Annotated in this window: 18 protein-coding genes; 9 read left to right on the top strand and 9 right to left on the bottom strand. The window is 37.0% G+C overall.

The genetic code is table 11. The features are described from left to right. Window positions 1-1,083, top strand: a 1,083-nt coding sequence (locus PR683_RS07970) for an FKBP-type peptidyl-prolyl cis-trans isomerase (RefSeq protein ID WP_272526698.1), incomplete at its 5' end; no start/stop codon positions are given. A 202-nt stretch (window positions 1,084-1,285) separates the two neighbouring features. On the opposite strand, the gene PR683_RS07965 is transcribed toward PR683_RS07970, so the two are convergent. The 3 genes from PR683_RS07965 to PR683_RS07955 form a co-directional block, all read right to left on the bottom strand. Continuing rightward, window positions 1,286-2,104 carry a helix-turn-helix transcriptional regulator gene (locus PR683_RS07965; protein ID WP_123381791.1) on the bottom strand — a complete coding sequence of 273 codons (819 nt, stop codon included), beginning with the start codon at window positions 2,102-2,104 and terminating at the stop codon, window positions 1,286-1,288. A gap of 728 nt (window positions 2,105-2,832) precedes the next feature. Further along, entirely contained in the window at window positions 2,833-3,198 is a 366-nt protein-coding gene (locus tag PR683_RS07960; RefSeq protein ID WP_004913005.1) for a nitrous oxide-stimulated promoter family protein, read from the bottom strand. Between the two features lie 282 nt (window positions 3,199-3,480). Beyond that, complete coding sequence (locus tag PR683_RS07955; protein ID WP_004261774.1) at window positions 3,481-3,693, bottom strand: DUF465 domain-containing protein; 213 nt, start codon at window positions 3,691-3,693, stop codon at window positions 3,481-3,483. A gap of 266 nt (window positions 3,694-3,959) precedes the next feature. Between PR683_RS07955 and eco the strand changes: the two genes are divergently transcribed. After that, a complete protein-coding gene (gene eco / locus PR683_RS07950; RefSeq protein WP_004913002.1) occupies window positions 3,960-4,436 on the top strand; it encodes a serine protease inhibitor ecotin in 477 nt (158 codons plus the stop codon). Window positions 4,437-4,484: 48 nt separating this feature from the next. Here the strand turns inward: eco and PR683_RS07945 are convergent, their stop codons facing one another. Beyond that, a complete protein-coding gene (locus tag PR683_RS07945) occupies window positions 4,485-4,922 on the bottom strand; it encodes a universal stress protein (protein WP_004912997.1) in 438 nt (145 codons plus the stop codon). Between the two features lie 300 nt (window positions 4,923-5,222). On the opposite strand from PR683_RS07945, the gene PR683_RS07940 reads away from it, so the two are divergent. Then, window positions 5,223-6,152, top strand: coding sequence for a cation diffusion facilitator family transporter (locus PR683_RS07940; protein WP_004912996.1), 930 nt, complete (start codon window positions 5,223-5,225; stop codon window positions 6,150-6,152). 219 nt (window positions 6,153-6,371) lie between these two features. After that, window positions 6,372-7,427 carry a galactose-1-epimerase gene (locus PR683_RS07935; RefSeq protein WP_336297660.1) on the top strand — a complete coding sequence of 352 codons (1,056 nt, stop codon included), beginning with the start codon at window positions 6,372-6,374 and terminating at the stop codon, window positions 7,425-7,427. Between the two features lie 72 nt (window positions 7,428-7,499). Here the strand turns inward: PR683_RS07935 and PR683_RS07930 are convergent, their stop codons facing one another. The 3 genes from PR683_RS07930 to prpB all read right to left on the bottom strand — a co-directional run bounded on the left by PR683_RS07930 (window position 7,500) and on the right by prpB (window position 11,078). After that, window positions 7,500-8,954, bottom strand: coding sequence for a bifunctional 2-methylcitrate dehydratase/aconitate hydratase (locus PR683_RS07930; RefSeq protein WP_210783210.1), 1,455 nt, complete (start codon window positions 8,952-8,954; stop codon window positions 7,500-7,502). An 11-nt stretch (window positions 8,955-8,965) separates the two neighbouring features. Further along, a complete protein-coding gene (gene prpC / locus PR683_RS07925) occupies window positions 8,966-10,129 on the bottom strand; it encodes a bifunctional 2-methylcitrate synthase/citrate synthase (RefSeq protein WP_004912990.1) in 1,164 nt (387 codons plus the stop codon). 61 nt (window positions 10,130-10,190) lie between these two features. Beyond that, entirely contained in the window at window positions 10,191-11,078 is an 888-nt protein-coding gene (gene prpB, locus PR683_RS07920) for a methylisocitrate lyase (RefSeq protein WP_109913305.1), read from the bottom strand. A gap of 245 nt (window positions 11,079-11,323) precedes the next feature. Between prpB and prpR the strand changes: the two genes are divergently transcribed. Both prpR and PR683_RS07910 read left to right on the top strand, forming a co-directional pair. Continuing rightward, the gene (gene prpR / locus PR683_RS07915; RefSeq protein ID WP_272581744.1) at window positions 11,324-12,952 is read left to right on the top strand and encodes a propionate catabolism operon regulatory protein PrpR; all 1,629 of its coding nucleotides are present in this window, start codon (window positions 11,324-11,326) and stop codon (window positions 12,950-12,952) included. A gap of 598 nt (window positions 12,953-13,550) precedes the next feature. Beyond that, on the top strand, window positions 13,551-14,693 hold the full coding sequence (locus PR683_RS07910; RefSeq protein WP_004912983.1) for an MFS transporter: 1,143 nt from the start codon (window positions 13,551-13,553) through the stop codon (window positions 14,691-14,693). 69 nt (window positions 14,694-14,762) lie between these two features. On the opposite strand, the gene PR683_RS07905 is transcribed toward PR683_RS07910, so the two are convergent. Then, a complete protein-coding gene (locus tag PR683_RS07905) occupies window positions 14,763-15,707 on the bottom strand; it encodes an ATP-grasp fold amidoligase family protein (protein ID WP_109913350.1) in 945 nt (314 codons plus the stop codon). Between the two features lie 373 nt (window positions 15,708-16,080). Further along, window positions 16,081-17,178, bottom strand: a complete 1,098-nt coding sequence (locus PR683_RS07900) for a fatty acid desaturase family protein (RefSeq protein ID WP_004912978.1) — start codon at window positions 17,176-17,178, stop codon at window positions 16,081-16,083. A 554-nt stretch (window positions 17,179-17,732) separates the two neighbouring features. On the opposite strand from PR683_RS07900, the gene PR683_RS07895 reads away from it, so the two are divergent. The 3 genes from PR683_RS07895 to frmR all read left to right on the top strand — a co-directional run bounded on the left by PR683_RS07895 (window position 17,733) and on the right by frmR (window position 19,603). Continuing rightward, complete coding sequence (locus PR683_RS07895) at window positions 17,733-18,059, top strand: DUF1090 family protein (protein WP_109913132.1); 327 nt, start codon at window positions 17,733-17,735, stop codon at window positions 18,057-18,059. A gap of 185 nt (window positions 18,060-18,244) precedes the next feature. Further along, the gene (locus PR683_RS07890) at window positions 18,245-19,162 is read left to right on the top strand and encodes a bestrophin family protein (protein ID WP_004912973.1); all 918 of its coding nucleotides are present in this window, start codon (window positions 18,245-18,247) and stop codon (window positions 19,160-19,162) included. Window positions 19,163-19,330: 168 nt separating this feature from the next. Next, window positions 19,331-19,603 (top strand): formaldehyde-responsive transcriptional repressor FrmR, encoded by a 273-nt coding sequence (gene frmR, locus PR683_RS07885; RefSeq protein ID WP_109913133.1) that lies wholly within the window; start codon window positions 19,331-19,333, stop codon window positions 19,601-19,603. Window positions 19,604-19,614: the final 11 nt, after the last annotated feature.

The following is a 19,614-nucleotide window of genomic DNA, read 5'->3' as shown; positions in this document are numbered from 1 at the left end:
TTCGCGAACAGTGAAAAACAGCAGGCAGACTTGCAGGGGAAACTTCGTCAACAAGAGCAAGATTACGCTGCAGCTCAGGCTCAACTGAAGCAAGCCAACGCAGACCTGTTGAAGTTACAAAAAGATGTTGAAAAACAAACAGCGCTAATAGGGCAAGCAAGTGACAAGCAAGTTAAAGAGCTAACAATAAACTTAAATAAACAGATTGCCCTATTGAAACAGAAAGAATCAGCTTTAGCTAAGTTAGAATCTGAGAAAAAATCAATTAATGATGCTCTTACTGCCCAAGAAAATGAGAAGAGAAAACTTGAGCAGCAAAATCAGCAATTTGTTAAGCAGACTAAGTCTCAAGAAGACAAAATTAACAAACTTGAAAGTGATATAGCGGCTAAAACAAAGAAACAGTCTGAGGTTGAGCAAAAACTGGCAGACACAAATAAGCTTTTTGGTGATTTAAAAACGACTTCTCAGAAAGAATTAGCATTAGCACAAGAGAAATTGAAAAAATTACAAACAGAGTTAGATTCGCGTAAATCCATTTCGAGTGATGAAACTTTAAAATTACAAATTGTGGACTTGAACCGATTGATAACTCAACTACAAGATGAAAATGATGCATTAAAAGCGAGAAGTGGATCAAAAACGAATACAGGTTTGGCTGGACGAGTTCCGCCTAGTAAAGATTTAAAAGCGATCGCTGCAGAAAATGCGAAGAAAAACCAAAAGATTATTGAACAAATTACTGCTCAAAAATACAGTAAGCTCGATAACAACACTTACTATAAGATCATGCAAGCAGGCTCACCGATAAAAGACGTCAAAAATAAAGATGTAACTTTTATTATGAGGGAACAATTGACGGATGGTAAGGTTACAGTATTGTACACCGATCAAAACCCTGTCACATTGCCTTATAGCCAGTTACCAGCTCCATTAAATTCCTTTGTAGAACGAGCAGGGGAAGGGGGCATGGTTAAGGTATATATTAAGCCTGAAGGAGGGTATGGTGTTGAAGGTATACCTGGTGAAGTACCACCAAACTCCATGTCAATTATTGATTTGAAAATAATTAAAGCAAAATAATATAATTTTTGTCTAAGTTTATCTTAAAGGTAATTTGTCACTGAAAAGGCAAATTACCTTTTTTGTGATGTATTAATTTAAAAGGGAGTATAAGAAGTATAAGAAGTTTAGGTGAATACTTAAAAGGGGGAGAGCTGCTTGCCGTTCTGCCAGATTATATTTCTATAACTGACAGGGCATGAGTTTGAATATTACTGAGCGGTTAAGCTGCTATTCTTGACCGACTCGGAGTGTATCCAAATCTTTTTCGATAAGTTTGAGTGAAGTAAGATTGACTTGAAAAACCAGCTTCCATTGAAACTTCAACAATACTCATTGTTGTGTTAATTAATAACTGGTGTGCATACATAATACGTTTTTCACTAATCCAAGAACGTGGTGATGTAGCATAAACGGTATTGAACAGCTCTTTAAAGGTTGTTAACCCCATGCCAAAAGTACGTGCAAACTCACTTAATTTCCACTCCTTAAGATAATTATTTTCCATAAATAATTGCAAACGCTCTACTTGGCGACTACTCAGCTGTCTAAAATTAGATAACAATAAAGCACCTTGTTCACTGTAGCTCAGTAATAATAATAACTCGCTTACTCTGAGTGAGAAGATAACATCAGGGTATTCATTATTGATAAATGCATTTAAGCTTGCTTTAATTTCGTTAATGAGAGGAGAAGAATTAAATTTAATTACATCACATGGTAAGCCTTCACCGCGGTCTATTCCACTTAACTCAGCACCATGATTGGAGATGAAGTTACGTAAAAACTTATCATCTAAAGAAATCCAAAGTAAATCACAATTTGTTGTTTCAGCGAGCTGCAATGAGTAAGCGCCTTGTTTGTGATATAAGATATCACCTTCATTTAAACGTTGAGAGTTAGATGGGGTTTCTAGTAATACCGAGCCTTGCTCTACGATTAAAAGCCCTTTGGTTTCTAAATCGATAATGTGATGAGCTGCGTTACTATTAACTTTTATTTGTTTAATTACGTATTGATTTGGTGAATTTACTACTTGCATGACGATACCTTCATTAATTGTATTTAAATATAACTTCAAAATTAAATGTTCAACAATTTCCACCTGGTGATATAAAGCATGGATGTTATTAGTATGTTTGAAATTATATAAATCGATTAATTTTGTGTCACATTGTAATTCCAAATATAAATAAATGTTTCCAAATATATATTTTCCGATCTTTTTCTGCAAATAGCTCGGTATTTATTGGTTTTAAAATGGTATTTTTTCTGTTTATTCCTATAATTTTAATTAGTTTAGATTAAAATTCTAAATTAATAAAATTAGTCGGTTGTTAATATATTATTGTTTATTACACATAAAATGTGTTTTTTTTCTACTTTCTGCTCACTTATCATTTTTAGTATAGTAATATGAATTTTAGCTATGCTAATGGTGATATTAGAATTCGTTAAAACTATTATTGATTAATTTCATTAATGTAATAATTGATTGCTAACTTAATTTATTTTTTTTTATAATCGTATCGATTGATATTATTTATTAATATGAGGGTAATTGCTGTTAAGATGTGACTTGAGTCTCATTTTTTAGTAGATAGGTTTGAATGATGGCTCTGATAGGTATTTTAAATATATGTTTTGATAAATAGTTTTTTCTTGTTATTACTTTTCTCGCTTATTATTGTTTAATATACCCGTATTTTATTACTTCTCCTTATACTGTATTTTGCTTAAGTAGAGGGTTAGTTTGAGTTATGGTTACGCTTATCGAGGTTCTTGCTTCCGAGCTGTGCGTTTATTTACTTTGGTAGGTAAATCAGGAACAGGTTTACGATCATCAATTAAATGGCGTATAGCGAGTATTGGGTGATGGATTAACATTTTAGGGCCAGCCCAGCGCATAACTAGCTTCATTTGTTCCCGCATTTTGGGTTGGTAACAATGGATTGGACATTGTTTACATGCTGGTTTTTCTTCCCCATACCGGCATTTTTCTAGCCTATTAACGGCATAGGAAAATAATTTTTGATAAAAATCAGGAGATTCTAGTGGCGCAGGGTAGGCTTTTTCATAGATTTTTATCATTTTTTCAATCGTTTTAATTTCACGATGAATGCGTTTGCCAACCATAGAAAGTCCTTAGAGAATTAAAACATATATTTAATATACAATTTTAAGAGGCGAATGGTTAGCTAATGATGATTTATTCGTGTTTTTATTGATAGAGCTCAATTAAATGGTGAATTTTCGACGCAATAAAAAGAGGGTAAAAAATTACCCTCTTATATTAGTGTGAAAAACCACTTAGCTAAGACTAAATGAATCAATATAATATCGTCATTTTTAGAATGTTAGCTAAGTTTGTGATTTTCGTTATGTGAGAAAAATACCAGATATTATTATCGTGATAAGCTATTGACTCGAGAGCATTATCTTTTGCATTTCATCTTTAAGATGTAATTTTTCTTTTTTTAGCTTAGCGACATGCTCATTGTAACCAGCTCCAGAAGGACCTTCTAATTTACTGATTTCTTTGTCGAGTTGATGGTGTTTTTCATAAAGAGTCTGAAAACGGGGATGTGTAGAGATTAATTTTGAAACTAAATCTTGATCTGCTGATAACATACTACCTCCTCAGAATGTATTAAGCCTCAGATTCAGTATAAACATTGCGTACATTTTGTACATCCAAATAGCTTGTAATTTACATAATTTTTATTAGTTTTATGATCTTTCTACTAGAATTAAGTCGTATTACATTGCTTTACCTGAGTTATCTCTATTTTTGTAATTAAGAATCATCTATAGTGATAATTACGACGTAAATGACTTAATATGTATAAAAGTCTGGTTTTAAAAATTAGTTTTATGTTCTTAAATAGGAATAAATAATGAAAAAAGCGATTTTATCTGTAATGGCAGCGGCACTAATTTCATCTTGTGCAGTAGCAACGGAAGATTTGGAAAAGATCGCGCCATATCCAAAAGCTGAATCGGGTATGACTCGTCATGTAATTGAATTAACCAAGCAACAAAATGAAAATGACTTTATGGTTGAGTTAGTTATTGGAAAAACGATCAAAGCAGATTGTAACCGCCAATGGTTTATGGGTGACCTAGACAAAAAGACATTAGAAGGTTGGGGTTATGATTATTATAAACTCGACGAAGTAAAAGGCCCTGCGTCTACCATGATGGGATGTTCTGAGCCGGCAAAAGACCGTTTTGTGACAACTCAGTTAGGTGATGATGCATTTGTGCGTTATAACAGCAAGCTACCAATTGTGGTTTACGCTCCAAAAGATATGCAAGTGAAATATCGCATCTGGTCTACAGACGATAAATTAATTGATTCAGTTAATAAATAAATATTCAAGAAAATGCCGCATTTAGCGGCATTTTTTATAGCAATTAATTTAGCGAATAACAAATACAGATGTTTTCGCATGGCGCACAATAGCGGATGCTGTGGAGCCTAATAGGTAGGTTGAAGTGCTTGGGTGATGAGAGCCAACAACTATTAGGTCGGCACCAATTTCTTGCGCATAATCCAAAATTTCGTCTTTGGCGGAACCAATACCAACTTTGCAGTTAATACGTTCATCAGCAACTTTGATATCTTTAATGACCTCTTCTAATGCACGCATTGCGAGAACTGAGCGTTCTGCAGAATCTTTATTGCTTTCTGGTAAGGCGGCAATTTCAATACCAAAAAATAATTCAAGACTTGGAATAACGGATAGAAAATGAATTTCGGCTGAGCTTAGTTGCGCTAGTGCCTCAACGTGTTTGATGATCTCTTGGTTCAACTCATCTTCTAACAAATCAATAGGAACTAGGATTTTTTTATACATAGCGACCTCATTTTCGTGTTATTTGAAATTAATTACAAAGGCTTATCTTCAATATATCATAAGTTAAATGGAAAGTAATAAATGCTATAACGTGCGCATTTATCGCTTAGAGTTAAGGTAAATATAATTAATTATTTGAAAATAAAGGATAATTATTGTTGAGTCACCCTTTGTTTACAATTATTAGTGAGACTTTTAACAGGAACTATGCGATTATTGATTTTAAATATCATTAACCAATTGATTTAAAAGGTTTATTTGAATGATAATTATTTTGTTTTTCATTAAAGAATACATCATATGAATATGAATAATGCCTCGCCCAAGAAAAAAAGTGAGCTCGAGCTACAGCAAATAAAATTTAATGCAGCGAAGAAAAGTACACTCATCAGTGTCGTTGTTAATACACTCTTATCCATTTGGCAGATAATTATTGGTGTTATTTCACATTCTTCAGGGCTAGTTGCTGATGGTATCCATACCTTGTCTGATTTAATTGCTGATTTTGTCGTATTAATCGCGAATAAAAAAAGCCATAAAAAACCTGATGAAGATCACCCCTATGGCCATTTTCGTTATGAAAATGGTGCCTCATTAATATTAGGAATAATTTTATTAATTGTTGGTGTGGGGATGGTTTGGTCTGCTATTGAAAAGTTACTCAACCCAGATTTAATTCCTGAAGTACATACCATAGCTTTGGTCGCTGCACTGATCGCTTTAGTGGCAAAAGAAGGTTTATTTAGATATATGCTTCATGTTGCTAACAAAGTGAATTCGAGTATGTTAGTTGCAAATGCTTGGCATGCACGCTCTGATGCCGCTTCTTCATTAGTTGTTGCCATCGGTATTATTGGGAGTTTATGCGGTTTACGTATTTTTGACCCGATTGCTGCCCTCATTGTCGGGACTTTTGTTTTTCGCATGGGGTTCAAATTTACGAATCAATCGATGCAAGACTTAATGGATAAAGGCGCGAATGAGGAAACTTTGCAGGAAATTCGTTCTGTTTTAGATAATATAAGTGAGTTATCGGGATATCATGATTTAAAAACACGTAAGTCGGGTGATTTTTTATTAGTAGATGTGCATCTAGAACTTGATGGAAATATGAGTATTACTGTTGGCCATGAGATTGCGGTAAATGTACGTAACAAGTTGATGGAAAACCCATTAATTTTAGATGTTATGACTCACCTTGACCCTTATGATAAAGATGTTAAGCATTAATCATACGTTTATTTTATTTTTCGATAAGAACCGAGCTTTAAAGTGGCTCGGTTTTTTATTGCAAGCTATTATATAAAAATGACTTATTAATTATTGCATCCAGTTGATAACAAGGCGAAAATTAATACGTTGTTTCATAATGGCACAATATAGTATTTGTTCAAAGTATAGGGAACATGTAGCAAACTCTACAAATTTGTACTCTATAGTGATTATTGAATGATTGAGGAAAAAATGCGGTTAACTCAAGAACAATGTCAGACATTTCGCGCTCCAAAAGTAATTGCCCTTACGAATCAAAATGGTATGAAGGTTATTCTCAGTAGCTTAGGAGCTAGTTGGCTTAGCTGTATACTTCCGTTAACAACAGGAAAGCGAGATGTTGTTTTGGGTTCACCCAATATGGCGAAACAGATGGAGCAAGGGGTATATCTTGGTTCGATAGTCGGGCGAGTAGCTAACCGTATAAATAACTCTCAATTTACGCTAAATAAGCAACATTATCAGGTAACGGGTAACCAAGGAGTACATTGCCTTCATGGTGGAAAACATAATTTTAGTCACCGTATATGGGGTATTTTTCAACCAACTCCACAGAAAGCTATTTTTTCTTTGGCGTCTCCTGCTGGCGAACAAGATTTTCCGAGCCAGTTAGACGTTGAAGTGAGTTATGAACTTACAGAAGATAATCAAGTGGTTATCCATCATAACTACCAAGCTACCGAGGCTTGCCCTGTTAACCTTGCGAATCACATCTATTTTAACTTAGCAGGAGAGGATTCGGTTAGAACGGCTTTAGAGCATGATTTATATATTGATGCAGACCAATATTTGCCAACAGATATGGACGGTATTCCAACGGGGGAATGGCATAATGTTGCAGAAACAAATTTTGATTTTCGCCAAAGTAAGCGAATTGGCCGGGATTTTTTACAAGATGATGTGCAGCGTCGTGTTGGGGGCTATGACCATACGTTTATATTAAACAACGCATTAACCGATGGTGAGCAGACAGTCGCAATCCTCAGCGCACCAAGTGGTGATGTGTGCCTCAATATCGCCACTACACAGCCTGCATTACATGTGTACAGTGGAAATAATCTGTTTGCAACGTCAGGGAAAACCCGAACGTATGTCCCTTATTCAGGGGTAGTGATGGCTACTCAGTTTCCAACAGACGCCATTAATCATTCGGAGTGGGGCACGCGATACAGCTCGATTGCTCTTTCTCAACAAGTGTATCGAAGCCAAACTCGTTACCAATTTATTTTCTAATCTAGCAGGTGAATATTCAGCGCCTCTATATTAAGGCGCTGAATTGAATTACTGGTTAATAATTATTTAGACTTAAATAACAAACAAATCCAGATATTCATTGACGGGCATTTTTTCTAGCATGGGTTTATCGAGAGAGGCTTTTAGAATTCGAATTTGTTGGGCTTCTGGGAATTGCCTTGCTAAATTAATTCTAAATTTATTCAATAACAATGGCATACCCTCTTTGCGGCGGCGTTTGTGACCAACTGGGTATTCGATAACAACTTCATCAAGCACTTGCCCATCTTTCAATGTGATGGTTAACCCGTTGCTAATCGAACGTTTTTCAGGATCATGATAATCTCGAGTAAACTGTGCATCTTCGGTGCAATACATTTTTGCACGTAATGCATCAATACGCGCATCTTTGGCAATATTGTCTTCATAATCAGCTGCGGTTAAACGACCAAAAATTAATGGGATAGCAACCATATATTGGATGCAATGATCTCTATCTGCCGGGTTATTTAATGGGCCTTTTTTATCAATAATACGAATACAAGCCTCATGGGTACGAATGGCAATAGACTCAATATCTTGTGCCGATTTCCCTAATTTCTCAAGGGTTTGATAGAGTTGTAAAGCTGCTTCTACCGCTGTTTGGGAATGAAACTCAGCAGGGAAAGAAATCTTAAACAACACATTTTCCATGACATATGAGCCATAAGGGCGTTGAAAACGCAGTGGTTTTCCATTAAATAAAACATCGTAGAAGCCCCATGTTTTCGCGGTTAGCGCCGTTGGGTAGCCCATTTCTCCTTTTTGAGCCATTAAAGCCAACCGAACTGCACGGGATGTGGCATCACCGGCTGCCCATGATTTACGGGACCCTGTATTGGGGCTATGGCGGTAGGTACGTAAGCTGTGCCCATCAATCCATGCTTGGGAAACGGCATTGAGAATTTGATCTCTTTCCAGCCCTAATAAATGTGCAACAACCGCAGTTGAGGCTACTTTAACTAAAATGACATGATCAAGGCCAACTTGGTTAAAGGCGTTTTCTAACGCAATACAACCTTGAATTTCATGCGCTTTAATTAATGCAGTCAAAACATCTCTAATGACTAGTGGCGCTTTGCCTTTAGCAATGTTTTCACGTGAAAGCCAGTCAGCCGTCGCCAAAATACCGCCAAGGTTATCTGATGGATGGCCCCATTCGGCAGCAAGCCAAGTGTCATTAAAATCGAGCCAGCGGCACATGGTACCAAGATTAAAAGCGCCTTGCACAGGATCTAATTGAAATTGTGTGCCTGGGATTTTTGCTCCATTTGGCACAATTGTTCCTGGCACAATAGGTCCTAATAATTTTTTACATGCGGGGTATTCAAGGGATTCCATACCGCAACCCAGCGTGTCGAGCAGGCAATGATAAGCTGTATCATAGGCGAGGTCAGAAATAATCGGGTAATCCATTACATAATCAACAATATCGCTGATCACTTTATCAAATTCAATTTGTTGCGAACGCACGGTTTGTGTTGTCATTAGGTTACCTTTTAACGCTGTTCTATAGGAGTAAATAATTGATTTTCAGGCCCAATGTAGTTGGCTGAAGGACGAATAATTTTATTATCTTGTCGTTGTTCAATAATATGGGCTGACCAGCCAGCGGTACGCGCCATAACAAATAACGGGGTAAACATAGCGGTGGGGATGCCCATCAGGTGATAAGCCACAGCCGAAAACCAATCTAGGTTGGGAAACATGTTTTTCTCACGTTTCATCACGGACTCAATGCGATCCGCAACGGTATAAAGATGCCGGTTTAAACTTTGCTCTGATAACTGTAAAGCAACAGATTTGATAATGGGATGGCGAGGGTCTGCGAGGGTATAAACTGGATGGCCAAAACCAATGATAACCTCACTATTTTTAATGCGTGCGGTAATATCGTGTTCCGCTTCGTCCATCGAGGCATAACGTTGCTGAATTTCTAAAGAAACTTCATTTGCGCCGCCATGTTTTGGACCACGCAGCGCGGCAATTGCCCCTGTCATCGCTGAGTAAAAATCCGTACCTGTCCCAGCAATAACCCTTGCTGCAAATGTGGATGCGTTAAATTCATGTTCCGCATATAAAATTGCCGTAATATGCATGAATTTTTCCCATTGAGCAGGAGGTTTTTTACCGTGTAATAGGTGTAAGAAATGCGCACCAATCGAATCATCATCTGTTTGGGTTTCAATACGCCGTCCATGGTGGCTAAAGTGGTACCAGTACAACAATATCGACCCTAATGACGCTAATAAGCGATCAGCGATATCTCTAGCACCAGAAAAAGGGTGCGATTCTTTTTCTGGTAAAACACAGCCCATCATTGATACGCCTGTGCGCATGACATCCATCGGGTGTGCGTTAGCGGGTATTGATTCTAACGTCTGTTTAACGCTTGCCGGTAACCCTCGAAGGGATTGCAGTTTTTCTTTGTATGCAACGAGTTCAGTTGCCGTAGGGAGCCTTTCATGGATGAGCAAATGTGCGATTTCTTCAAATTCACATTGTGTTGCCAAGTCGTGAATATCAAACCCGCGATAATGCAGGTCATTACCATTACGCCCAACGGTACAAAGGGCCGTGTTTCCGGCTGCTACACCAGAAAGTGCAACTGATTTTTTAGGTTTAAATTGAGGAGTTTCAGTGTGGTTAAGTTGTTCATTCATCATTTATTCCTTGTAGGGGACTGAGGTAATGCAACTTTCGGTAATAATAAGTAATTAAAAATTAATATTTTTTCTGTGAAAATAATGCATCCAGTTTTTGCTCATAATCGTAATAATGAATACTCTGATACAGCTCTTCTCGAGTTTGCATTAGCGGAATGACACTTTTTTGCGTGCCTTCTTTACGTAATGTTGTATAAACCTGTTCAGCCGCTTTGTTCATGGCGCGAAATGCAGAAAGTGGATATAGTGCGATGGCAATGCCAACACTGCGTAATTCATCAAGAGTAAACAGTGGGGTTTGGCCAAATTCAGTTAAATTGGCCAGTACGGGAGCAGAGGTGTTATTTGTAAATTTTTGATACATAGAGAGTTCTGTAATAGCTTCTGGGAAAAGCATGTCCGCGCCTGCGTCTAAGTAAGCTTGTGCACGTTCCAGTGCGGCATCAATGCCTTCTACCGCTAATGCATCAGTTCGAGCCATAATCACAAAACTGTCATCGGTTCGTGCATCAACAGCTGCTTTGATGCGGTCGACCATTTCTTGTGTCGAAACAATTTCTTTATTAGGGCGGTGGCCACAACGTTTGGCACCCACTTGGTCTTCAATATGTAACCCTGCTGCACCTGCTTTACAAAAGGATTTCACGGTACGGGCAACGTTAAAAGCGGAAGGGCCAAAGCCAATATCGGCGTCAACCATTAGTGGTAAGTCACAGACGTCGGTAATGCGTCGAATATCAATTAAAACATCATCTAACGTTGAAATACCTAAGTCAGGCATACCTAATGATCCTGCGGCTACGCCACCCCCAGATAAATAAATAGCTTTATAGCCAGCTTGTTTTGCAAGGAGTGCGTGGTTGGCATTGATCGTTCCAACAAGCTGCAATGGCGACTCTTGCTTGATAGCCTCGCGAAATTTGTGTCCTGCACTAAATGATGACATAGCGGCCTCATAAAATGTTAATCAGTTGTAATGAGATTAGGGTAACAATAGTCATATAGCAATTGGCGTGCCAACCTTGAATTAAGAGGTGTGGGAATATAAATGTATTAAAAATCAATTGGATATTGATTTTTCTGGTTTGTGATAGAAAAAACAAAGTTAAAATAATCAGTTGGAATGTTTCATTGAAACAATATATTGTTAAGTGAAACGGAAATGAAACACGATGAGAAGGTATGGCGATGATGGATAAACCGATTATTTGGACGGTTTCAGTGTCCCGGTTATTTACACTGTTTCGAGATATCAGCCCAGAATTTAGTGAACAAGCGGAAATCACACCACTTAATCTTGGTTTTGAACAGGCGGTAGAGGCCGTTCGTCAACGATTACAGGAAGGGCATTGTGACGCCATTATTAGTGCGGGTTCAAATGGTGCTTATTTAAAAAGTCATGTTTCAGTTCCCATTATTAACGTAAAAATCAGTGGGTTCGATGTTATGCAGGCATTAACCAAAGCCCGGGAGATTAGCGATAAAATTGGGATTATTAATTATAAAAAACCGCTTTCGTCATTAGATGAATTTCAGCAGCGTTTTGGTTTGCAAATTGAACAGCGTAGCTATGTTACCGCAGAGGATGCGAGAGCTCAGCTTAAAGCACTGAAAGCTTTGGGGCTCTCCGTTGTGGTGGGCGCTGGGTTAATCATGGACTTAGCAGATGAAATGGGGATGACAGGGGTTTTTGTTTATTCCACACAAACCATACGGCAAGCATTTTCAGATGCTATCGAATTAAGCCTGATGTCGAGGCGTGAAAACCATTCGCAAGACAAATATCTCCCCCCTAATCCTGCAAAAGTTCGTTATACCATTAATGACCTGATTGGTTTGTCATTACAGATGGAGCGTGTTAGGCAAACCATTATGTTATATGCACGCTCTGATGCAACGGTATTGGTTCAAGGTGCGAGTGGAACAGGGAAAGAGATGGTGGCACAAGCCATTCATCACGAATATACCTTATTTAATCAACATAAGCGAAGTAAACAACAAATGCCTTTTGTGGCCGTAAACTGCGGAGCAATACCTGAAACATTATTAGAAGCCGAATTATTTGGCTATGAAGAAGGTGCCTTTACGGGGTCTCGCCGCGGTGGCCGAGCAGGCTTATTTGAACTGGCGAATGGGGGAACACTGTTTTTAGATGAAATTGGTGAAATGCCTATTGCATTACAAACAAAGTTATTACGAGTGCTCGAAGAGCGTTCGGTAGTGCGAGTTGGTGGGTATAAACCGTTACAAGTCAATGTTCGGGTCATTTGTGCAACCCACTGTGATTTAGACGGTTGGGTAAAAGAAGGGCGCTTTCGAGCTGATCTATTTTATCGGCTCGGGGTACTAAGAATGCGAGTACCAGCGCTCAATGAACGTGGCGATGATATTTTTGTATTAGCGGAGCGGCTGCTTAAATTAGCCTTTGCAGGATTAAGATTGCCTTTACCTTCCTTTCGTGTACAGCAACTAATTGTATGTAAAGAATTTTTTCTTGAGTATTCATGGCCCGGCAATGTTCGAGAACTCAGAAACTTAATGGAGCGAGTCGCGCTGTATTGCAGTGCTTACCCAGAAAAAGCGATCACAACACAAATGTTAATAAGTTTATCTCCAGAAAGGCAGGGTAGCGAACACAAGGACGTCGTAATAAAAGATAAATCACATGAACCATTAGAAGACGTAATGGCAAGATTTAATGGGGATCGTAAAGCGGTGGCCGAGTATTTAGGAATTAGTAGGACTACGTTATGGCGCCGACTTTCCTCCCATTCCTCCAGACCGAATTCTCGTATTGCACTAAGGAAGAGTAAGAATTAGTATTTTTATGCATTCCTCTAATTCGATTTATAGTGTTTTCACTAAATTTTAATGAACCTCTATTAATTTTTAAATAAAAAGAAAAAATAAGGGAATAACAAACAAAAAAGTGAAATAAATTGTTTTAGTAAATTGAGCAAGGCAAATTTGCTTTATCAATCAGCTTATGCAGCAGGAGAAAACAATAAATAATTTTTTTTGTGATTAAGCACTTTTTAGGTTCCTTATATTTAGTTTAAGTTGTATCTAAAAGTAACAGAGGTGGTTTTGCATGTTGTTTTTATAACTAACTGTTATTTAGGTAATTAGTTTCTTTTTCTTGCCATTTTTGAACAGGGTTTACCTACAAAAAAAACGTGATTTTTCTCACATAAATTATTTTGTTAGTCACCATTAGATTTTCTCATTTTAACTTCGTGATTGAACGTTCTATATTGCGCTCAAATTAGTCTTATCTTTGTTTTTTTACTACTGCACTAATCGCCGAAATGTGTTCTTTCTTGGGAACACAATGTTGTCGTATTCTACGATGTAGTTGCAGCGCATATTATTTATTTTGTTAGTTGGAGAGTGGGGCGTGAATCAGTCCACTACTATCATGCGCAAACGCGACAATGCATTCGTTCCTGTTGCAGGGTTAACGATTTTTGCTATTGCATCGGGTTATTTAATGAGCTTAATCCCATTATCGATGGGAAGCTTTGGTATTGATACGCAATATGCCGGCTGGTTAGCGAGCGCGTATTATATTGGTTTATTAATTGGCTCAATGTTAATTGAACCTATTATTGCCAAAATAGGCCATCGTCTTGCGTTTATTGGTTTTTTATTGATGCTTGCCGCGACAGTTATCGTACTGCCATGGACGCCAACCATTGAAGCTTGGTTGCCGAACCGCTTAATTGCAGGGGTTGCGGTGGCGGGTATTTTTGTGGTTGTCGAGTCTTGGTTATTGATTGGCGATAATCCGAAAGAGCGTGCTAAACGTTTAAGTTTTTATATGACGTCATTGTATGGCGGAACAACACTTGGCCAGCTTGCTATTGGTGTTATTGGAACCCATGGTGCTTATCCATTTATGGTGGTATTAGGGTTATTATTATTAGCGGTAATGCCACCGTTATTAGTGCGCCAAGGTCAGCCAGAAAGTGGTTCTCATCAGAAACTCTCATTGAAAAAAATTGCTCGTTTAAGTAAACCTGCAATTATTGGCTGTATGGTTTCTGGTATTACTATGGGAACTATTTATGGGCTAATGCCGTTATCATTGAAAAAAGACCAATTCACCACTGACCAAGTCGGTGTGTTGATGGCCTCAATTATTCTTGGTGGGATGTTAATACAGCCAGTTGTTAGTAAATTATCTATCTTAATGAGTAAAACCTTGTTGCTTGCAATGGTTTCATTATTAGGTGTTTTTGCGATGGGTGTTATTTATATTTCGAGTGATTATTTGGTGATGATCGTTGCTTTAGCGTTACTCGGTATGTCAACTTTTGCCTTATACCCGGTAGCGATAACATTGGCGTGTGATAGCCTAGATTCCTCCTACATTGTGGCAGCAACTCAGGTGATGTTGTTTAGTTACAGTATCGGTTCAGCAATGGGGCCTATCGCCGCCGGAACATTTTTAGGCCAACATAATGGTTTAGTGAATTTTTTCTTTATTGTGCTGTTAGTAACTGCAATTTATATGTTAATTGCCAGCTTACGTCGCAAGGCTAGTGTGTTAGCAAATTAATTTTATCAACAAATAAAACCAATAAATAAAAAGCTCTGTGAATTATTGCAGAGCTTTTTTGTATTCTAATTATTTCTTTTTATTCACGGTTGATGGTGCCAGTTGTGCTTCAATGGGGGAATGCCTAGTGTTACGTACAATACGTTGTTCCCAAAGCTCCCCTAATTTGAAATCCCATGACAGCGGTGATATTTTTGTTCTACCTGCATTTGGAGCGAAAGTGAGTTCGCTGAAATACAACGTATTTTCATCAGACATCAAAAAATCAGCTCGGCAATAATCAAAAGGAGTGACGAGTATTTCTGCTAACCGTAACATCTCTTTGAATAATGGCGGTTCAGATACGGGTTCTAGCATGTTTGGATAACCAAAAGTCACGGGTTGTAACTGCCAGTTGATATCATAAATATTAATAAATTCATTACCAAATTCGTCGGTATAGTCAATTTCTGCATAGACAGGCTTACCGGAAAAACAATGAACCCGGCATGTTTCTGGTACTAACTTCCGGTTTTTATTAGCGAATAAATCAATATATTCTTCACACATAATTTGTGCGGGAATAGTTTTATAATGACGCTCTCGAGTAATATAGTAAAGATTTTTAGTTAAATGAAAATCCAATTTGTTTTTAGCTTTTAGCCAATTAAATTGTGCTTTGTTTCGACAAATAATACTACTGCCACTGTCGTGATTACATTTTAAAACAAAACGCTCTGGTAGTTTGCTTATATCAATTTCATCGACATTTTTATAAGTATCAATGATAGGAACTAAATATTCATTTCCTATTGTACGTGAGATATATTCCCTTACCGTAAGTTTATCTGCAAATTGTGAATATAATGGGTTTTTATCTCGCAACATTCTAAAATTCACTTTCTCATTAAAGCTTTTTGGGGCTTTAAAGTCAGGGCGGTAATTGAGTTTTTTAGTAAATTTATTAGTGAGATATGTTTTGTCACTCATAATGAGTGTACGTAATTTTTTTATAAAATACTCTGCTTTTTTCATGCGAGCACCAACCATTCTAAAATTGTAGTGTGTAAATGAAATCTAATTTTTATTTGATTATATTTTTTATAACTTAAATAAAACATCAATAAATGTAACGGTCAATTTAATAATTTCTTAATAAATAAATAGTAAACAAAAGATAAATAAAGGTCATTTTGTTAATAATAGCCGGGTATCTGTATGCTTTTATATCAATGATTAAATCAATCGTTTTAATTATTCGTCATTAATAATAAGGGTATTGCCTATTTAAAGTGTAACATAGGCAAGAAAGATAGACCTTAAGGGTTTATTTAGATAATGACCTCTAAACAAATGGATTTAGAGATGGCATTTTAGAAAGTTGTTATTTTTTAAATTACTAAAATTGTTATTGCAGTGGCGGTTGTCCCATTTGTTTTAAAAATCGTATTTGAGCTGCAACGAGTTGTTTGTAATCAATACAACGGTATGGCATATCGTACTGTTGGGCCAATTTGGCTAAGATGTGTGCTAGAGCAGGGTAATGGCGATGGTGCCAATGAGGGAAAAGATGATGTGTAAGGTGATAATTTAGTCCCCCAGTTAAGCGCCATAAAAAATGGGGAGTTGGTAGCCAGTCACAAGCCGTGACAAAATTATGGTGGTACCAACCATGCGTGATTTGTTTATCCTCAGGTGCAGTAAAAAACTGTGTCTCTGCCCAATGTGTTCCTAATAATAAATAAATTACAAAAATGGAAGCAACCATCTGGCTCAACAAGTACGTGATAAATATTGCAGTTAAGCTGATCCCATGATGGTGAGCCACTATTACTGGGATACCAAGCATCAATATTAAGTGTCCTATCTTGCTACCTAAAAATAACCCCCAACCTAGTTTACCTTCTAAAACTTTCTGTGTTTTTAAGCGTGTTTTCCCCGTTCGATCAGACCAATCAAACACCAGAGCTATCCATGTGAGTGACAATGATGCGACGAAAGGCCAATAAATATGTTGATATTTCATAAAAGGTCGCCAACGCTGAAAGGGTGTTTGGCGGAATATGCCATTTTCTTCAGTGTCTAAATCATAATGTTCGATATTGGCATAATGGTGGTGATAATGAACGTGGCGTGTGCGCCAAAATTCCGGTTCTAATCCTAAGGGTAATGTAACTAAACGCCCAAATAACCGATTTTTCCAGCCGGATTTAAATAAGGTATTATGGCAGGCGTCATGTTGGCCAATCACATTTAATAGCATGATGAGTAAGACAAATACAAAATAGGACAATATGTAAACTGTGGTAGATGTTGTAATGAGAATTGGAAGATAACTCAGAACAGCAACAATAAACAAGACGCCAATTGCAGCAAGGTCAGCTAGGCTGGCATACACGTGATCGTGCTTAGTTTGCAGATATTCCTGACTTGCTTGTTTTAATGCGGTATGAAATTGTTGTTCGTTAGCATTGGCGAACTTGAGTTCGAATTCGGTGTGATGCATGTGATTCTCATTTGAGGTTATCTTCTTTATATTCAAAGAGTATATCTTTACTCAGTAAACCGTCGTAAACAAATATGAAAGGAGGTGGGAGTTTAGGCTTATTCTGAATCAGATATCATCGAAAAAATTAAATCTCGAAAATTTAAATGCGTTTTTTTGATGAAAATAGTAGAAATTAATATTAATGCGGATAAGAGATTAAATACGAGATATGGATTAATTAGATTGATATGTTGTTTTATGAAGCATTTGGTAATAATACGTATTGCTTACCTACTGAGGTACGGAAACTAGCTACATCCTTGTAGAATAATCCTTTAATATTAAAGTATCAGGGAAAAATGTGTCTGTCTGTAATAAATCATGTAAAAAAAACATTTTAACTTAATACTCATCATTAATAATAAATGATTGTTATCATTTTAGGTGGGTTTATTTTAATTACTCGTTATATTTGTTTAGCCTAAGCTAAATTAGGAGCTTACCTATATTAATAATGTGCCAAAATGATGAAATAGCCACAGGTAAATTATTTTTTGAATTAGGAATGTGACATGAAAAAAATACTGTTAATAATTTTATCAACACTGATTATTCCAGTATCCGCTCAAGCCGGTTATAAATATTATGGTTGTGATAAAAAAATCTATCAATTAGAAAAACAGCTAAAATATGCCAAAATGCACGGTAATCGAAATAGAGTCATGGGGTTAGAGCGTGCTATTTCAAATGTACAAAATAACTGCTACGACCATTATTCCGGAGCCACAGGCCCAACTAAATTAAATCATCGATATAGTTTTACTGAAACGGATCATTTAGAGCAGCAGATAGAAGCGTTACAAGATGAAATTGAGCGTTTAAAAGCCGCAAAAAACTAGCTTAATAAGTAATATTAAAATCAAATATTACTTATAAACGAAAACCGTGTTGGATGAATTTAGCGCTATTGCTGCTTGTCATAATTATTGTGATATTCACTTTAATTGTTGTTTGGCTATAGCGCATTGAATTAATCAATGAAATAATAAGTTAATGTCGTTTTCTTAATTCAATATGTCTTCTTATGGTTATTCGTCCTCATCAGCACTGGTTTTTTCGGTTATTCGACTGGCATGGTTCTGTACTGTCAAAAATAACATTTCGGCTTTCTCTAAATATAATGATATCTATCGTAGCAGTACTCAGTTTTCAATGGTACGAACGATTAGGTATACACTTAACGATTGCTCCTTTTAGCTTACTGGGGATTGCCATCGCAATCTTCCTCGGTTTTCGTAATAATGCCTGTTACAGCCGTTTGATTGAGGCGCGAACGCTTTGGGCTTCGTTATTAATTAATCAAAGAAATATTTTAAGGAATATTAAAGGGTTATTACCTAATGACCAATTAGCTCAAAAGGAGTTTGCGAATCTGTTGATTGCTTTTGGTTGGAGCCTTAAACACGAACTAAGAAAAACCAGTCCAATCATTGACTTGTACCGGTTATTACCTCGAAATATTTTTGATGAGGTTATCCGAAGTCCGTTTCCCACTAGCCGAATATTGTTGCAGATTGGCCTAAAGGTGGGGGAATTACGTGATAAAAAAGTCATCAGCGATGTACTCTTTCAAGCCATTAATAAAGATATTAATGCATTATCGGACGTACTTGGCGGCTGTGAACGTATTTCGAATACGCCGATCCCGTTTGCGTATACGTTAATTTTACAGCGAACAGTCTATCTATTTTGTTCGTTACTTCCTTTTGCATTAGTCGTAGACCTACATTTTATGACGCCATTTGTTTCTGTTTTTATTTCTTATACCTTCCTAGCGTGGGATGCATTAGCAGAAGAACTCGAAGATCCTTTTGGGATTGCTGCAAATGATTTACCGCTTAATGCTATTTGTAATAGTATTGAACGTAATGCATTGGATATGTTAGATATTCAACCACTTCCCCCTCAGTATCAGCCAGATAAATACTTTAACTTGTTGTAGCGTTAATCTATTTCTTATTGAAGACAGTAGAACGTGATATTCACGTTTTACTGTTTAACCTTTATACCTAATATTATTTTGTATTTTGGGGTCATAAAAATAAGCAATTCTGTACAGATAATCCTATAGATACTATACTCCCCCTATGTATATTAAAGAGGCTTAAATATGCCACATTCCCCAAAGGAAAAAAAAGCAGTCCTTACTCGGGTTAGAAAGCTGAAAGGGCAATTGTTTGCCTTGGAGTCGGCCTTGGAGGATGAAGTTGAATGTGCTGCCATTTTACAACAAATTGCTGCTATTCGCGGTGCAGTTAATGGTTTGATGGCAGGGGTATTAGAAAGTCATTTACGAGAAGGGCTTCAAGAGTCTGCGACAACACAGTTGCAAAAAGACTCAGTAGACGATGCTATCTCATTAATTCGTACCTATTTGCGGTAAATAAAGAAGGA

The organism is Providencia sp. PROV269, assembly GCF_028477785.1.
Taxonomy (GTDB): Bacteria; Pseudomonadota; Gammaproteobacteria; order Enterobacterales; family Enterobacteriaceae; genus Providencia; species Providencia rettgeri.
This window is presented reverse-complemented; position numbering and strand designations above follow the sequence as displayed.

Coding starts and splice junctions, on each gene's coding strand:
- PR683_RS07895 (WP_109913132.1), top strand. CDS start 17,733: ATGAAAAAAATACTGTTAATAATTTTATCAACACTGATTATTCCAGTA.
- prpB (WP_109913305.1), bottom strand. CDS start 11,078: ATGTCATCATTTAGTGCAGGACACAAATTTCGCGAGGCTATCAAGCAA.
- PR683_RS07955 (WP_004261774.1), bottom strand. CDS start 3,693: ATGTTATCAGCAGATCAAGATTTAGTTTCAAAATTAATCTCTACACAT.
- frmR (WP_109913133.1), top strand. CDS start 19,331: ATGCCACATTCCCCAAAGGAAAAAAAAGCAGTCCTTACTCGGGTTAGA.
- PR683_RS07905 (WP_109913350.1), bottom strand. CDS start 15,707: ATGAAAAAAGCAGAGTATTTTATAAAAAAATTACGTACACTCATTATG.
- PR683_RS07930 (WP_210783210.1), bottom strand. CDS start 8,954: ATGACAACACAAACCGTGCGTTCGCAACAAATTGAATTTGATAAAGTG.
- eco (WP_004913002.1), top strand. CDS start 3,960: ATGAAAAAAGCGATTTTATCTGTAATGGCAGCGGCACTAATTTCATCT.
- PR683_RS07945 (WP_004912997.1), bottom strand. CDS start 4,922: ATGTATAAAAAAATCCTAGTTCCTATTGATTTGTTAGAAGATGAGTTG.
- PR683_RS07965 (WP_123381791.1), bottom strand. CDS start 2,104: ATGCAAGTAGTAAATTCACCAAATCAATACGTAATTAAACAAATAAAA.
- PR683_RS07910 (WP_004912983.1), top strand. CDS start 13,551: ATGCGCAAACGCGACAATGCATTCGTTCCTGTTGCAGGGTTAACGATT.
- PR683_RS07940 (WP_004912996.1), top strand. CDS start 5,223: ATGAATATGAATAATGCCTCGCCCAAGAAAAAAAGTGAGCTCGAGCTA.
- prpC (WP_004912990.1), bottom strand. CDS start 10,129: ATGAATGAACAACTTAACCACACTGAAACTCCTCAATTTAAACCTAAA.
- prpR (WP_272581744.1), top strand. CDS start 11,324: ATGGATAAACCGATTATTTGGACGGTTTCAGTGTCCCGGTTATTTACA.
- PR683_RS07900 (WP_004912978.1), bottom strand. CDS start 17,178: ATGCATCACACCGAATTCGAACTCAAGTTCGCCAATGCTAACGAACAA.
- PR683_RS07935 (WP_336297660.1), top strand. CDS start 6,372: ATGATTGAGGAAAAAATGCGGTTAACTCAAGAACAATGTCAGACATTT.
- PR683_RS07890 (WP_004912973.1), top strand. CDS start 18,245: ATGGTTATTCGTCCTCATCAGCACTGGTTTTTTCGGTTATTCGACTGG.
- PR683_RS07960 (WP_004913005.1), bottom strand. CDS start 3,198: ATGGTTGGCAAACGCATTCATCGTGAAATTAAAACGATTGAAAAAATG.